At 35.6% G+C, this 16,767-nt stretch carries 14 protein-coding genes; 7 read left to right on the forward strand and 7 right to left on the reverse strand.

Annotated elements, in window-relative coordinates; translation table 11 throughout:
* Window positions 1-20 precede the first annotated feature (20 nt).
* Window positions 21-761, reverse strand: coding sequence for a DUF6261 family protein (locus tag H6W53_RS11965; RefSeq protein ID WP_185207080.1), 741 nt, complete (start codon window positions 759-761; stop codon window positions 21-23).
* Between the two features lie 217 nt (window positions 762-978).
* Window positions 979-1,350, reverse strand: coding sequence for a helix-turn-helix domain-containing protein (locus H6W53_RS11970; RefSeq protein WP_185207082.1), 372 nt, complete (start codon window positions 1,348-1,350; stop codon window positions 979-981).
* A 185-nt stretch (window positions 1,351-1,535) separates the two neighbouring features.
* Here H6W53_RS11970 and H6W53_RS11975 point away from each other — a divergent pair, with 185 nt between their 5' ends.
* Genes H6W53_RS11975 through H6W53_RS12005 form a run of 7 tightly spaced genes read left to right on the forward strand, consistent with a single transcriptional unit; the run spans window position 1,536 to window position 6,599 of the window.
* Window positions 1,536-3,119, forward strand: coding sequence for a hypothetical protein (locus tag H6W53_RS11975; RefSeq protein ID WP_185207084.1), 1,584 nt, complete (start codon window positions 1,536-1,538; stop codon window positions 3,117-3,119).
* Between the two features lie 14 nt (window positions 3,120-3,133).
* Window positions 3,134-3,700 (forward strand): DUF6705 family protein, encoded by a 567-nt coding sequence (locus H6W53_RS11980; RefSeq protein WP_185207086.1) that lies wholly within the window; start codon window positions 3,134-3,136, stop codon window positions 3,698-3,700.
* On the forward strand, window positions 3,700-4,248 hold the full coding sequence (locus tag H6W53_RS11985; protein ID WP_087708389.1) for a DUF6705 family protein: 549 nt from the start codon (window positions 3,700-3,702) through the stop codon (window positions 4,246-4,248). Before H6W53_RS11980 ends, H6W53_RS11985 begins: the two co-directional genes overlap by 1 nt.
* 37 nt (window positions 4,249-4,285) lie before the next feature.
* A complete protein-coding gene (locus H6W53_RS11990; RefSeq protein WP_185207088.1) occupies window positions 4,286-4,843 on the forward strand; it encodes a DUF6705 family protein in 558 nt (185 codons plus the stop codon).
* Between the two features lie 37 nt (window positions 4,844-4,880).
* A complete protein-coding gene (locus H6W53_RS11995; protein WP_185207090.1) occupies window positions 4,881-5,450 on the forward strand; it encodes a DUF6705 family protein in 570 nt (189 codons plus the stop codon).
* The gene (locus tag H6W53_RS12000) at window positions 5,450-6,004 is read left to right on the forward strand and encodes a DUF6705 family protein (protein WP_185207092.1); all 555 of its coding nucleotides are present in this window, start codon (window positions 5,450-5,452) and stop codon (window positions 6,002-6,004) included. The genes H6W53_RS11995 and H6W53_RS12000 overlap by 1 nt, the downstream gene beginning before the upstream one ends.
* A 37-nt stretch (window positions 6,005-6,041) precedes the next feature.
* A complete protein-coding gene (locus H6W53_RS12005; protein WP_185207094.1) occupies window positions 6,042-6,599 on the forward strand; it encodes a DUF6705 family protein in 558 nt (185 codons plus the stop codon).
* A gap of 165 nt (window positions 6,600-6,764) precedes the next feature.
* Here the strand turns inward: H6W53_RS12005 and topA are convergent, their stop codons facing one another.
* The 5 genes from topA to H6W53_RS12030 all read right to left on the reverse strand — a co-directional run bounded on the left by topA (window position 6,765) and on the right by H6W53_RS12030 (window position 16,604).
* Window positions 6,765-9,341: a type I DNA topoisomerase gene (gene topA / locus H6W53_RS12010; protein ID WP_185207096.1), complete on the reverse strand. Its 2,577-nt coding sequence runs from the start codon at window positions 9,339-9,341 to the stop codon at window positions 6,765-6,767.
* A 51-nt stretch (window positions 9,342-9,392) separates the two neighbouring features.
* Window positions 9,393-10,541, reverse strand: a complete 1,149-nt coding sequence (locus tag H6W53_RS12015; RefSeq protein ID WP_185207098.1) for a hypothetical protein — start codon at window positions 10,539-10,541, stop codon at window positions 9,393-9,395.
* 137 nt (window positions 10,542-10,678) lie between these two features.
* The gene (locus H6W53_RS12020; RefSeq protein WP_185207100.1) at window positions 10,679-14,149 is read right to left on the reverse strand and encodes a T9SS type A sorting domain-containing protein; all 3,471 of its coding nucleotides are present in this window, start codon (window positions 14,147-14,149) and stop codon (window positions 10,679-10,681) included.
* 311 nt (window positions 14,150-14,460) lie between these two features.
* Complete coding sequence (locus tag H6W53_RS12025) at window positions 14,461-15,600, reverse strand: EpsG family protein (RefSeq protein WP_116099670.1); 1,140 nt, start codon at window positions 15,598-15,600, stop codon at window positions 14,461-14,463.
* Window positions 15,597-16,604, reverse strand: a complete 1,008-nt coding sequence (locus tag H6W53_RS12030) for a hypothetical protein (RefSeq protein WP_185207102.1) — start codon at window positions 16,602-16,604, stop codon at window positions 15,597-15,599. The genes H6W53_RS12025 and H6W53_RS12030 overlap by 4 nt, the downstream gene beginning before the upstream one ends.
* Window positions 16,605-16,767 lie beyond the last annotated feature (163 nt).

The following is a 16,767-nucleotide window of genomic DNA, read 5'->3' on the forward strand; positions in this document are numbered from 1 at the left end:
GCTTTCTCTATTTTAAATATTTATTTTTCAGGGGATGGAGACGGCTTACCTTTTCTTTTGGCAAGAACGTCAGAGAAATATTTTCTCGAATTATTAACAACCGCCAGAACATCCTTATAAAAAGGGTCTGCTTTTAAGTTTGCCATTACAGAGATATAGTCTGTCATCTGTCTGTAATCATCTGTTAAGCTTTTTCGCAGTGCCTTTACGTCATACACCTGCTTTTGTGATGTCTGATAAGAGCGGTGAGAAAACAGATCATTAAAAGCGGTGTTGGAATCTGCGACATGATTTACAAATTTTACAATCCCCAATGTGGCTACATGGGAGCTATACTCGGGAGACTGAAGTTTTGCAACCAGCAGATTCAGCTTATTGGTTTCTTCTTCATAAGCGGCATCTTCTACTCCTTTGTACTGATCCAGTAAAAGCTTCAGGGAAGTATAAGCATCTTTTTCGGCTTCTGTTTTTGCGTTTCTGTAAGGTTTTAAAGAATCTTTAAGAGCCTGTACATCTTTGTCTCTTACTTTATCTGCACCAGCAATTTTCTCGGTTTCTTCACTCGCGCGTATCTGGTCCAGTGCGCTGTTGTAGGCAGGGAGCTGATTCTGTATTTTATCAAACAGAGTTTTAAAGTCTCCGTCTGTACCGGCGTCTAAGGACGTCTGGGCAAAATCTTCAAAGAAACGAACGATGAACTGCCCAAATTCTGCATGGTGTAACGACGGGATGTGTACCGAAGTAAGTTTTAATTTTTCCATTGTGTATTTTTTTGAATTAATTTTTTCTTATCTGCTGTATAATTTGTGTCTTTATTTTTGGGTTTATACTTTCTCTGCCCGAGACGAAGCCAAACCGTTTGGGTTTACACTTTCTCGGAGCGAGACGGAGTGCCTCTCTTATAGGCTGAATTTTCTCGTCCCGAGAAACTAAGAACCTGTTTGGGTTTTAGTAATCTCTGCCCGAGAACACTTCTCCCTATTTTTCTTTTAACAGTTTTTCTATCAATTTATTTTGTGAATCGATAAGTTTGGCTATCTGCTCCTGATTTTTCAGGATCGCTTCCAGCATTTCAGGAGACTGAATATTAAAGACAGGATTGTATTGATTTATTGCTGATTGGTCATGAAGTTCATTATCAGTAATAATTGTAGATGCATCATTAAGGAGATCATTAATATTAACTTCCAGTTCCTGAGCAATTTTATTCAGCAGTAAAGAGTTGGGAATATTTTTGTCAGACTCAATATTCGAGATCGTGGTCTGCGTGGTATCAAGACGCATGGCAAGATCTTCCTGCGACCAGTTTTTCGCTTCCCTGTACTGTCTTACTTTGGTTCCTATACTCATATCTAAAAGAATTTTTATCAAAAATATAAAAATTCTTATGATGTCCGCTTAAAATAAATAATAGTTTTGTTCCTGTTCATATATAGATCGAATTTTTTTTTAATACATCTGGTGCAACCAAAACAAAAAAATGCATCTTATTAATAAAAAGAATTATATTTAACCCACTAAAAAACAAAATGACTATGAAGAGAAAAATTATTCTCCGGCTGTCTTTTCTGATAGCTCTTCTCGTAATCTTGTGGTCTTGCAGAAATGAAGATTTCGTACAGGCAGAGAAAAATCCACAAAGAAACAACAGAGATTTTTTTAAGCATTCCAAAAGCGGAGGTATCAATGCGAAATCGGGAATAGATTATGTGGCAATTCTGGAAGCCTATAACCGCGAAAAAAACTTCCTTTCTACCATGCCGGATCAGCAGGGAATGCCGGTCTGGAATAAGATGCAGGTAGTAGATACCGATAACGCAACAGGACTCATGATACCGCTTTCACACGATAATGAGACGATGAGTTCTGTACTTTTTGCAACTTTAGACCAAGAAAATAGCGTAACAGGAGTAATAGATTATGATAACAAGCTTCTGGAAGATATTGTGTACAATGAAAATGTAGACCACGAACTCCGCGAAAGATTATTTTATACATTTATGTATATGGATAATAAAACATTTGGTACAGAACAGTTTACAGGAATTCCTAAAGATTTGTTTTCAGGAAAAAAATATGATACCAACTACGGGCGGATCTGGTTAAAAGATCTTGCAGCAGGACATCAGGCGCAAGAAAGTACCTCTAAAATGCTTTTTATAGAAAGCTGTGGAAGCTACTGGTCTTGTAAAAACCATGAAAGCTGGAAAAATTGTGATCACTGTGCAGCGTGCTATTCCACATCATGCAGCACCATTATGATCTATATTCCGGACGAAGGTTTTCCGGGCACTACAGGATCGCCTGGTGGCGGCGGTGGCGGTGGCGGAGGAGGAACTCCCGGGCCACAACCGCCAAAAGACCCATGCTCTTTGAACACGGTATTTTACAGACTGGCTCCCGGATGTGGAGGAGGAAATACGGATATTCCTGATCTTGATGATCCCTGCGAAAAAACAAAAAATTTACTGAATAATCCGGAGGTTCAGACTAAATTAGACAGTCTTAAAAAGAAATCATTAACAAAAGGAGAAATAGGCTTTAAAGTTAAAAAAGATGGTACCGTTACAGGCATTATAAGTGGAGGAAAACACGAGGTGGATTTGGGGGTTAAAGCAGGATATCAGGGAGGGTATCACAATCATACCCCTGCGGGTATACCTATGCATTCACCTCCGGATATCGATAATAATTTGTTGGCATTTGCAAGAGCGCAGCCTGCCGGAGAACATAAGAATGCTTATTTTGGTATGATCGTGAAAAAAACTTGTTCAGGCTGTCCTTCGGGTTTTAAAACGTACCATTATATTATAAGATTCGATGGTACCTACGATGATGCTTTGAAAAGTTTTTCACAATTAGATTTAGATAATTTTAACAAAGATTATAGAAAGTTACACGCAGATCTTACAGATCTATATGGTCCATATGGAAGTACATATATAGATAGTACCGGGAAAATAACAAATGAAGGATTGGAAGTTCTTTTCTTTGATACAATAAATAAAATGGGATTAACTAATAAAGTAATTTTGCAAAGGATAGAAGATAACGGTACTGTTAATAATATAAATTTAAATCCTGATGGATTACATACAACTCCAATTCCTTGTCCATAATTAAATAAAAAAATATGAATACATTTAATAAAAATTATATTGCAATATGCATTTTGTCTTTTATTGTATCATGTAAGTCACAAACTTTGCCACTAAATACAATTCTTAGAAACATTCCTCAAGGTTCCTATGTAAAAGATTTAAATCATGAATTAGATCCATATATAGGAATTTATAAATCTAATTTTGAAGGAAATGAGATAACACTATATATTACAAAACAAGAAAATAAATTAGAGAAAAGTACTGGAAAAACATATTATTTAGATGCCTTAGTAATAAAGTATATAGTGAGAAATAATTCAGGTGTAATCTTGCAGGATACTCAAAATTCTAATGTGCCAAATATTGAATTATATAGTATTGCAACACGACCATATGAAAATAAAATTATTTTCTACTACAGTGGAACTAATTGTGGTATAGGTTGGGGAGATGTTTTCTTAAAGAAAATAAGTGCAACCCAAATATCTTGGGAATATAGACCTGATAGTACTTCGATAAGTGATAATTGTCCTCTTACTGCTGATAAAACAGTTTATTTGCCAGAAACTGATAATCTAATATTCACAAAACAATAATGAAAAGTGTTTTACTTTTAATAATTTTTGCTGTGGTTTCTTGTAAATCACAACAAATATTGCCAATAAATACAGCATTAGATAATATTCCTAACAATGCACAGGTAAAAGATTTAAATAACGAATTAAATCCCTATATAGGAACCTATAAAGCGAACTTCGAGGGTAATGAAATTACATTATTTATAACAAAGGAAGAAAATAAATTGGAGAAACGAGTTAGTAAACAATTTTATCGTGATGCTTTAGTTGTAAAATATATTGTAAAAAATGTCAGTGGGTTAATTTTACAGAGTAATCAAAATAGCTCTTCCAATCAACTATATAGTATTGGTACAAGACCTACTGAAAATTCTGTCGTATTATATTATTACGGAACTAATTGCGGAGTTGGTTGGGGTAAAGTGACTATAAAAAAGCTTAGCACGACTCAAATATCCTGGGATTACAGTCCTAACAGTACCTCTTTGAGAGATGATTGTCCTTCTACTGCTGATAAAACAGTTTATTTGCCTGAAACGGATAATCTAATTTTCACAAAACAGTAATAAAAGCCTCTTCGGAGGCTTTTTAACCAAACATATTATGAAAAAACTATTATCAATCCTACTTATGTCATTTGTAATTGTTTCTTCTAGAGGACAAACTTTGCCACTAAATACAATTCTTAGAAACATTCCTGAAGGTTCCTATGTAAAAGATTTAAATCATGAATTAGATCCATATATAGGAATTTATAAATCTAATTTTGAAGGAAATGAGATAACACTATATATTACAAAACAAGAAAATAAATTAGAAAAAAGCACTGGAAAAACATATTATTTAGATGCCTTAGTAATAAAGTATATAGTCAAGAATAGTTCAGGTGTAATTTTGCAAGATACCCAGAATTATAATGTACCAAATATTGAATTATATAGTATTGCAACACGACCGTACGAAAATAAAGTTATTTTCTACTATAGTGGAACTAATTGTGGTATAGGTTGGGGTAGAATTGTATTAAAAAAAGTTAACAATAATCAAATGCTGTGGGACTATCAACCAAATAGTGGAGCTTTAGGTAATGATTGTCCTGCTAATGCAGACAAAACAGTTTATTTGCCAGAAACTGATAATCTAATATTCACAAAACAGTAATAAAAGCCTCTTCGGAGGCTTTTTATCCAAACACATCATGAAAAAAATATTATCAATCCTACTCATGACATTTTTAATTGTTTCTTGTAAAGGACAGCAATATCCTTTAAATACAAATTATGAGGAGGTACCTAACAATGCATATCTAAAAGATTTAAATAATGAATTAAACCCTTATATAGGAATATATAAAGCTAATTTTGAAGGTAATGAAATAACACTATATATAACAAAGGATATATACAAATTCTTTGATTTATATTCAAAAAAATACTATCAAGATGTATTATCAATAAAATATATTGTTAAAAATTCATCAGGGACAGTATTACAGGATACAAAAAACATGAATTTCCAACCTGATCAGATAAAATTTACAATTTTCAGTATAGGAACTCAGCCAAGTAATAATTTAGTAATATTTCATTATGGAGGTACTAATTGCGGAGTTGGTTGGGGCAAAGTAACTTTAAAAAAACTTAATTCTACCCAAATATCCTGGGATTACAATCCTAACAGTACTTCCGTGGGAGATGATTGTCCTGCTAATGCAGACAAAACAGTTTATTTGCCTGAAACAGATAATCTAATTTTCACAAAACAATAATGAAAAGTGTTTTGTTTTTAATAACATTTGCTGTAGTTTCTTGTAAATCACAACAAATATTGCCAATGAATACAGCGTTAGATGATATTCCTAACAATGCACTGGTAAAAGATTTAAATAACGAATTAAATCCCTATATAGGAATCTATAAAGCGAACTTTGAAGGTAATGAAATTACATTATATATAACAAAGGAAGAAAATAAATTGGAGAAACGAGTTAGTAAACAATTTTATCGTGATGCACTAATAATAAAATATATAATAAAAAACACCAATGGATTAATTCTACAAGACACTCAAAACAATAATGATAGTAATAATAAATTACACAGTACAAAAATAAGGGTTTCTCAAAACTCAGTTGATTTAAATTATAGTGGGACAAATTGTGGAGTTGGATGGGGAATTGTTAAACTTAAAAAACTTAACCCAACTCAAATATCCTGGGATTACAATCCTAACAGTACTTCCGTGGGAGATGATTGTCCTGCTAATGCAGACAAAACAGTTTATTTGCCCGAAACAGATAATCTAATTTTCACAAAACAGTAATAAAAGCCTCTTCGGAGGCTTTTTAACCAAACATATTATGAAAAAACTATTATCAATACTACTTATGGCATTTTTAATTGTTTCTTGTAAAGGGCAACAATATCCATTAAATACTTTTTTCGAAAATGTCCCGCAAGGAGCTTATCTAAAAGATTTAAATCATGAATTAGACCCATATGTAGGAATTTATAAAACAAATTTTGAAGGAAATGAAATAACATTACATATTACAAAACAAGAAAATAAATTAGAGAAAAGTACAGGAAAAACATATTATATGGATGCATTAATTATAAAATATATTGTTAAAAATAGTTTAGGTGTAACTTTACAAGACACGCAAAACCAAACTGTTCAAACTAACAAATTATATAGTATAAATACGAGACCATATGAAAATTCTGTAATATTATATTATACTGGTACTAATTGCGGAGTTGGATGGGGCAAAGTAACTTTAAAAAAACTTAATTCTATCCAAATATCCTGGGATTACAGTCCTAACAGTACTTCCGTGGGAGATGATTGTCCTGCTAATGCAGACAAAACAGTTTATTTGCCTGAAACAGATAATCTAATTTTCACCAAACAGTAATAAAAGCCTCTTCGGAGGCTGTTAACCAAAGTCTGTAAAAGTGTGTGCTCTTTCTAAAAGATCCACATCCTTTACTTTTATGAAAGGAGATAATAATATCAACAATACGACTTCAAACAAAAAGCACAGACCCAAATCTGTGCTTTCTCTATTTTTACAATCCTTCTACTTTTTTGCGGCAGGCTTCTTTGTTGTAGTTGCCTTTTTAGTAGTGGTTGTTTTCTTTGCGGTTGTAGCTTTCTTTGCCGCAGGTTTCTTTTTCTCTGCAAAAGCTTTCGGATCCTGATCGGTAATCCATTTTTTAACCTCATCAAGAGAAATTTCTTTTAACTCTTCTCCTTCATATTTGGTATCATCTGCCTTTCTCGGAATCTTGAACATTGCCTTTCCGAATTTAACAAACGGCCCCCATCTTCCGTTTTCAATGGAGATCTTTTCTTTTTCCCATTGTTGGATGTATCGGTTGGCTTCTTTTTCGAGTTTGGCATCAATTAATTCATTGATGTCGCTTTGAGAAAGGTTTTCAAAATCGTATCTCTTCGGAACGTTTACAAAAATGTCTTTGTACTTGATGAAAGGTCCGAATCTTCCGCTTCCTTTCGTTACCGGTTCACCTTTATAGGTTGCAATCGGTGCATCTGCGATTTTCTTTTCGTTGATGATCTCTTCTGCACGTTTCTGATCTACAGAAAGCGGATCTTCTCCTTTCGGAATGCTGATGAACGTTTCGCCCCACTTCACATAAGGTCCGAATCTTCCGACTCCCACAGAAACCGGCTGTCCGTCCACTTCATTTAAATCAAATGGAAGTTTGAACAGTTCCAGTGCTTCTTCAAAAGTAATGGTTGCGATATTCTGTCCTGCCATTAACGAGGCGAAGATCGGTTTTTCTTCATCGTCTGTTTCCCCGATCTGGATCATTGCCCCGAATCTTCCGATTCTTGCGTGAACATTTTTCCCTGTTTTCGGATCTACTCCCAGAAGTCGGTCTCCGGTTGCACGGTCTGCATTTTCTTCCACATCTTCAATTCTCGGATGGAATTTTGAGTAGAAATCCGTCATCATCTCTTTCCATTTCTGGTCACCGTTTGCAATTTCGTCGAAACTTTCTTCTACTCTTGCTGTAAAGCCGTAATCTAAGATTTCTTTAAAGTTATCCGTCAAGAAATTACTTACCACTTCACCCGTGTCAGTTGGAACGAATTTATTTTTATCCCCTCCGAATTTTTCGTCAAGGACTTCTTTTTTAATGGTATCATTTGCCAAAGAAATTTTCACCACCTCTCTTGTCTGCGGTTCAATTTCTCTTTTATCCACATATTCACGGTTCTGGATGGTCTGAATGGTCGGTGCATACGTCGATGGACGACCGATTCCCAATTCTTCCAGTTTTTTTACCAGTCCGGCTTCGGTATATCTTGCGCTCGGTCTTGTGAATTTTTCGGTTGCCGTTATTTTTTTATAGTCTAAAACTTCTCCTACGGTTACTTTAGGAAGCAATTTTTCGTTGTTTTCTTCGTCATCCTCCTCTGCTTTTACAATTCCGTAAGCTTTCAGGAAACCATCGAAAATAATGACTTCACCCTGTGCTTCGAAATGCTGCGGAAGTTTTGTGTTACCGATTTCAATTACCGTTTTCTCAATTTTAGCATTTGCCATCTGAGAAGCGAGTGTTCTTCTGTAGATTAACTGGTATAATCTGTTCAACTGGGCATCTCCCACTGTTTTCACAGCGAAATCTGTAGGACGGATCGCTTCGTGAGCTTCCTGTGCAGAAGCGGACTTTGTGGTATAGTTTCTCGGTGCAGAATATTCCGCTCCGTATTCTGAGACAATTTGTTTTTTTGCGCCTTCAATCGCTTCCTGAGAAAGGTTTACCGAGTCGGTTCTCATATAGGTAATGTATCCTTCTTCGTATAGTCTCTGTGCAAGACGCATCGTGTTGGTTACATTATATCCTAATCTTGAAGAAGCTTCCTGCTGTAATGTAGAAGTGGTAAAAGGTGCAGAAGCTGAACGTGTTCCGGGTTTTGTTTCAACATTTAAAACTTTAAACTCGGTGGTTTTTGCCTGTTCAAGGAATTTTTCAGCCTCTTCTTCTTTATCAAAATCCTTTTTAAGCTTCGCAGAAATTTCCTGCTTTGTTTTATTTAAGAAAATTCCGTCCAGTTTGAAACTTGCTTTTGGCACAAACTCACGGATTTCTTTTTCTCTTTCCACAATTAATCTTACGGCAACGGACTGTACTCTTCCCGCAGATAATCCCGGTTTTACTTTTTTCCAAAGTACAGGAGACATTTCAAAACCTACGATCCTGTCGAGAACTCTTCTTGCCTGTTGAGCGTTTACCAGATTCTGATCAATATCTCTCGGGTTTTCAATAGATTTCAGAATGGCATTTTTGGTAATCTCATGGAAAACAATTCTTTTTCTGTTTTCGGGCTTCAGTTTCAGTTCTTCTGCCAAATGCCATGCGATAGCTTCTCCTTCACGGTCCTCATCGGAAGCCAGCCAAACCATTTCGGCTTTTTTTACGGCAGCTTTCAGTTCGGTTACCAATTTCTTTTTGTCGGCAGAAACTTCGTAATCCGGACTGAAGGTCGACAGATCAATCCCCATTCCTTTTTTAGGCAAATCCCGAATGTGTCCGAAGCTTGATTTTACCTCGAAATCCTTACCTAAATACTTTTGAATAGTTTTTGCTTTTGCCGGTGACTCAACGATTACTAAATTTTTCGACATTCCAGAAATTTTTGCAAAAGTAAAGTTTTTTTATTAGATAGTTTTTTTGAATTACATTTTATTTAATAATTCAAGCGGCGCAACGAAGACTCTGTAGATAATTCCTTCGAAAGTAAAGCCCTTTCCGGACATCTCTACTCTATATAATAATGAGAAAATAATAATGAAAAGCGTGATGTAAAATTTACGGTTAATAACAATCGGTTCGAAAGCATAAATACTGTGCTCCTTCCTTAACAGCAAAGCGAAAAGGACGATCATCAACATCATATGAATATACATCCATCTTCCCCAATCAATAGCAAGATAAAACAGGGGAAATGAAAACAAAAAGGCTCCGATTAATAATATAGATAAAATCTTTCGGTTGTTTAGAAATTTTAAATAATAGCCTATATGAAAAATACTTAGTGCTAAACTCAGAAAATACAGTATATATTCATTACTGTGCTGTCTGATATAATCTCTTTCATTGATGTTCCAGTAAAAAATTCCGTAGGTAGGATGAACTCCTCTTTCACAAAGAATCTGAAGAGATCTTCCTTCGTTTACATTTTTACCAAAAGCCAGGATTAAAAGCGTAGGAATTCCGACGGAGAGAAAATATTTGAGATATCTTTTAAATTCAAATTTTCCTGTTTTCAGATATAAAGCAATCGCAAAGTACGGGACGTAAAATAAAACAACTTCGTGCAGAAAGGTCGTTATGAAAAGTGCAATACAGAAAAAATATTCTTTGTTCTTCGACAGTTTATCGTTATCTAATAGGTAGGTAAACCATGCAAATAAAAGAAAAACAATAAATTCTTTTTTTCCGACATAGGTTACCGTGTTTAAAAGCCCCACAAAACCAATGGAAGACACTAAAAGTGAAAAATAAAGCAAATCGGTTGCTTTATACCGGATGAGTTTGGTATACAGCCAGAAAAATCCGGAAATAAGTAAAAATTGTACGAAATAGACCAGATAATTTAACCGCAATCCTGTAAGATCCTGCAACAGGAAAAAGAAACTTCCGGAAAGACCTCTCCTTTTAAATCCTCCATCCTGATAATTGATGAGCCAGTCTCCAAGAATATATCCGTCGTCCTTAAAATTGTAATAATAAGTAAATACAAGCGTATAAACAGCCGTAACTGCAATTAAAAAATAGATACCAATTTTAATATTGAAATTCGATACGACTTTTTCTAGCCTCATAATGTGTTTTGAAAAATTTGGAACAAAAAAAGAGAAACAAAACAGCTTTCAGTTTGTTTTCATTATTTAAGACTCAAAAATAATGATTTTAACTTAATTACGGTTTTATTTCTCTTCGGGTTGCTATTTTATATCAATTATTCCTTAATGATTTTTACAATTTCTTTTGAATCGTTGATTCTCAGCAAATAGGTTCCGGTAATCAATAACGAGAGATTGGTTTTCCCGCCTTCGAATTTTCCGGATTTTACCAGTTGTCCGGACATATTGTAAATCTGATAATAATATCCTTCTCGGTTATCCGGTGTTTTGATGTACAGTTCCTCTTTTACAGGATTCGGAAAGAATGAAATTTTATCTTCCTTCATTGCCTGAACATCATTCTTACTTAAAAGTGCAGAAGGTTTTGAAGCCGGTAAAGATGTAATCTGAAGCTTAGGAATTACCCCTTCTTCATTTCCTTCGGCATCATATTTAATTTTTACACAACGGCAGCTCATCCCGAAATACGGATCGTTGTTATCATGAAAAGCGATCATTCGGTTGGCGGTAGAAGCGGCATCAAATAAAATATTAACCGGTCTTCCGATATAATTTGAATTCAAAGCAGCAGTCCACACTCCGGGATACTGATAATTGATGAAATTATAAGTTCCTGTTGCCGTTTGGTTTGCCGTTACACTTCTGAAACCACGCGATCCGGAATTCGGATAGTTCCCGGTTTTGTAAGACGAATCATTAAACATATATCCGATGGTATAACTCGCCGAAGCACTTCTTCGCACTCTCTGTCCCAGATAATCTGTAATGATGCTGTATGAAGTGGCTGCATTCTTATCTTTTTTATACCAAGGCGTAAACCCGAAATCCTGCCCTGTTGATATCATGACTCCGGTAAGATCAGGAATTCTCCATCCTTCCGGACAAGGATCAAACGGAGATTTTTTGCCTCCTCTTCCCCATCGTTCAGGTGCAAGATTCGGCTCATTGGCAAGCCAGTCGGTTCCGTTTGTGTAAACCGGAGTTGTGCTGTTATAAGGTGCAAATGCACTCGGAATCATATAAACCAAAGGATTTTTAACAGAATACGACAATACTTTTGAAACTTTATCTGAAATTTTATCAGCAGCCGAAACATTGGCGTTTGCCGAATTGGTGTAGGTGTTGTAAGGTACAATATAATTTCCGGCGAGATCGTTGTAGGAAGCCGCAGAAAGTGTTGTGTAGGTTAAAACTCCGTTTGCGGTATTTCCAAGATAAACAGGATGAGACGTTCTGTCGTCTGCATACTGAAAGATCGGCAACGGATCTTTTCTTCCCCACTGATAATGCAGTCCTGTGGAAGCTTTAATTTTTGCCAGTTCTGCTGCAGTTGGCGTTAACGGATTCGCTACAACAGGAAAGGCATCGGTCGCGCCAAGATTTCTGTCCATAAATTCTGTCTGAAAAACATTATCTGCCTTCGGGACATAATTCACATAGTTCGTTACAGAAGTTATAGGAAGTTCGGTTGTATAATTATAAGAACCAATAGCTGTATCGGTTACCCAGATATGCCAAGACCAATACACAGGATTTGTGATGCTTCCGTTATGTAAAGTAACGACCGCATTTCCGCTTTGGTTAGGATTAATGGTAACTGCAATTTTAGAGGAAGAAATTGCTCCCAGAGAAGCCGGTGAAGGATTAACAATGGTAACATTATTCACTAAACCTGTATTGGTTGTCCACAGAACATTGGCTTTAAGATTATTAAAATTAACTGAGTTTAAAATATCTTTGTTATTCAGAAGCTGACTTTGTACAGAAAATGCCTTGCTTACAGGAATTTCCACGGTAAAAGCCGAAGTATTTTTTACGACCTGATACGTATTCGGATTGTTGATTCCTTCCCGATATTCGGTTTCGGAAACAATATATTCTGTAGGGAAATCATATTCGTTTACGACATACAGAGGATCTTTTATACATCTGCAGCCTGCGGCATCCGTTGTAGAATTTCCGGCAAGCGGAAAATACCAGTATCTCCCCTTCACGTCAGGATAACCGGAATCAGGAATATCCGGCTGCATTTTGTCCGGAATTAAAAACAATGTTCTGGCTCCTACAGAAGGCGTTGTATCAAAATGTCTCGCCATAGTTGCCGTCCACAGCGTTGTCTGATGCTGATCCGTAAACTGTCCTTGATGCGCATTCAGAACAATAGCTCCTGTACCGGGAAAAATTCCCATATTTAAACCTCCTGCATTCGAAAGATCAAAACCGAAATTAGGATACAGCTTAAAATTGGTCATAAAACTTGGCGTCCCTGAATCCGTAGGCTTTATTTTATGATAATTATTGGCTTCAAAAACATTTTTAGACATATTTGTTCTTACGCCAAACGGAGAAAAATCTACCCGAATATCATCAACATAAGTAGGAGAAGCCAGATTGGCAACTAATGCGGATGGAACGCGCCATCCGTTCGGACATGGATCATAGGAAGATTTGTTACGGTAAGGCTGCGCTGCGGCATCAGCATTATATCCTGAAGTAACTTTTCCTTGAGAGTTATCTGACCAGAAATTAAGTTCCGGAAGCTGACTGTCATTCAAGCCCGGCATTTTCCCAAACCAGTTTACCATCAGATTTGCATTGTTGTTATAATAAGCAATGCCAGAATTGTCGTCTTTATTTACATAGATTAAACTTAAAGGATTTTTTACCGAAAGTTTCAGGTTATTGGAAACCGTAGCGTTGGAAAGCAGGACAAATTTTCTTAAATTATCGAAATTAGCAGCTCCGGTGAAGTTTTTTGCGCCGCGGTGTCTAATTCTTCCTATTGAGCCTGAAACTTCATAGAAATCATTTCCTCTGTAAACCAATGGCGGAATGGGATCTTTTCTTCCCCACTGATAAAGCAGTCCTCCGTTTCTGTTCCAGTCGTTTGCTGTAATGGAACTGCTTACAGCACCGAGATTTCTATCCATCCATCCCCATTCTTCATCGGGAATAGCTTCAATAGTTCCGTCTGCTTTTTGTCTTTTCACATTGGAGTAACTTTTATAAGTGGAGCCGTTGGAAGGATCATCCGTTACCCAAACGTGCCACGACCAGTAGACTTCTCCGTCTACCCTGAAAGCAATGACCGCATTTCCTTTTTTAGATTTGTTTACAGGAACTTTAATTTTGGCATTTTCGCCGAAATCTGTAACTTCAAGCCGGTAACCAACATCAGATTTTATTAAGCCGTGAACATCTTCCCAAAGAACATCTGCGGTTACTTTACCGGCAGGAATTCCTGCACCTCCCAATAATCTATCCTTCGCCCACATCGCATATGCTTTTCTAACGGGAATGTAAATACCGTTGCTGTTTTGGCTGGGATCAAAAATATAACTGTTGGGAGCTTTCGTCCAGTCCGGAGCTAATAACTTTCCGTTATGAGCATGGGGAAAACGGTCTTTATGCAATGATTCCACCAATGAATCTGAGTGTCCGGAATGTATTTTTTCTGATGTTGCCCAATCATCAGACTTATTTATCTTAAAACTTTCTTTGGCGTATATTTCATGCGCAAACAGGCAACTTAAAAGTGCTGCGAAATTGGTAAACGATTTTTTCATGTCCTTGATTTTATGCTGTTGTTAACACAATACAACATTTAAACCCTTGTTAAAGAAAATCGATTTATTTTATAAATAACTTCACAATAAAAGGAATTAATAAAACAATACTCCACAATTAATCATTATAGATGTCAATATATCATTTTCAAACTCAGGTTCTGCGAAAATACATTATTTTCTCTAATCTTTTTACAATAAATTATGCATCGAATTAATTTTAATACCCTGATAATTTGAGAGATATTGAAATAAAAAAGACAACACTCTTCAGTATTGTCTTCATTTATTGATGGTTGTTATAAGCTCTTTTAAGGCAATAAATGATTCTCATACAAATCCCACGTAAATCTTCCGTTCACAATATTTTTAAAGCTTGAGAACACAACAAAGTTGAAAACAGTAAGAGCAATGATAAAAGAATAGATCATCTTTTTCGAGTTCGAAGAAACCACATACATCGCATTCGGAATAATAATATAGGCAAAACCAATAAAAGCTCCCGCAAGGCGCGAAGAGAAAATAGGATTATCCCTGAAAATGAAATAAAAACAAACCCCGATTACAACATACGCACGATGGTATTCGTAGTAAGGAAATTTTTCTTTCATTTTTTCATCAAAAGCAAAAAGGAAGAAGGTGAGGATTGCCATCATTACTTCAGGAATTCCGATGGCTCCGTTCAATCTTTGCACCGTTTCATCCATATATCCGTTAAAACCAATAGAAAGTGTACTGTCTGCGGCAATATCCGTCATAAAATCTCCAAAAACACGATAGACTTCAAATGGTGACAGGAAGACAGAAGTAATAATCATAAAAAGCATTACAAATCTGTTCAGCGGTATTCTTACCAACCAGTACATCGGGACAAATACATAACAAACGGTATGAACTCCTGCTGCAAGATAAATACAGAGAAGATAAGCAAGAAGTTTCCTTTCTTTAATATATTTTATTCCGAAATAGGCGATAAACGAAGCGAGATTCTGCCGGATCTGTCCGCTTTCCCCGATAAAAAATCCGGGAATGAACATGAAAAGCATAAAGGTAAAGGGATAAAACGTATTATCATCTGTATATTCTACCTTAAAATAAATCGCAAGAATAGCTATTACAAAGGTGAGAATATAAAACGGTGCATTAAAAACATTCAGTAAAATTTTATTAATGAGTACATAAAGCCATTCCACTTCGATCGGTTGAGGCCCCTTCATTCCGAAACCTTTCATAATGAGCGAGATATAATCCTTAGTGTCGGAATACACGTAAATTCCACGGTAACTCCCATAATCCGGACCGACCTGATCGCGAAGCCCTGCAATAATCATGAGATAGATCCCCAAGAACCAAAGCCATTTTTTTTCAACTTTACCATGAAAAACTTCCTGATAGCTGAAAATCAGCATATAGATAATGGCAATAATATAATATGGATGCAGTAAACTCATCTTTCCGGTAAACTATTTTTAAACTGATAAGAAGCCGTCACGATTCCCGTAATCAGCAAAGGCATAAACAATCTGGTTTCCCAGAAAAGCCCTACTAAAGTAATCATTAAAAGATACGGCAGCGCAAAAAACAAATATTTTTTCATCATTGTTTTTCCGGTCTCATCAGAAAAACCATAACTGAAATAAATCCCTAAAATTCCGAATAAAAGTCCGGCAAGATTATACGGACTTGTAAAATTCTTAACTAAATAAATTCCCTCCACAAAAGAAGCTTTCTGCGGAATAACAAGCCTCAAAGCAATATATGGAAGCACAAACGCAATCACCAGCAAAAAAGTTTCTTTTATGAAAGTGAAATTCCTGTTCTTCAGATTCTCAAAATCAATAAAAACCGCTGCAAAGAAAGCGATATTAAGACAGGCAGTTTCCCGCACGAAAGTCGAAATAAATATAACGATGCTTAATCCCAATAAATCCGTAGGTTTTTTATGCTGTAAATATTTTAGTATTAAAAACATCCCTAAAACATAGAAAAACAAAGCAATACAATCGCAATTGGTTGGAACATACTGAAGAATAACGATAAAAAATACCGCAATAAGATGAACCATTCTTCTGATTTTCCGGTTTGATAGAATTTCTATCGGTTTTAGTTCTAAAATTTTATTCAGAACAAATGAGGTCAGCAGAAAAAAGAAAACATTAATTAAAAATGTACTGTGATAAAACAGCGAACCCTGCTTCAAAAGAAAACTTCTTGCAAAAGGAAGATAGTTATCCACCACAAAAGTCATTATTTCAGTTACATGAACACTCAGGTAATTCGGGATTACACGGTATGCATACACAGACGAAAACATAAAATCCGGCGCTTTTTCCCAGGTTTTAATTCCTACAACATAAGAAGTCTCAAATCCGTAATAGGACATGAAAAAGAGAAGGAAAGGAAAGATTATAATAAATAAAAATCCGTTTATTTTTTCATCAAATAGTTTAAACATATCAAAACCTAAGTTTAAGACTTAGTCAATTTTTGTTTTAAAACAGGCTTCATCAGTTGGGAACTTTTGCAAAAGTATATTTTTTTTTCATTTTTACTAAATATTTTATTGATTTTCAGATAAAACTTATGATAAAAAATTTTGAACTCCCCCCGAAAAATTT

This window comes from Chryseobacterium sp. C3 (genome assembly GCF_014218905.1).
In the GTDB taxonomy this organism is placed as follows: domain Bacteria; phylum Bacteroidota; class Bacteroidia; order Flavobacteriales; family Weeksellaceae; genus Chryseobacterium; species Chryseobacterium mucoviscidosis.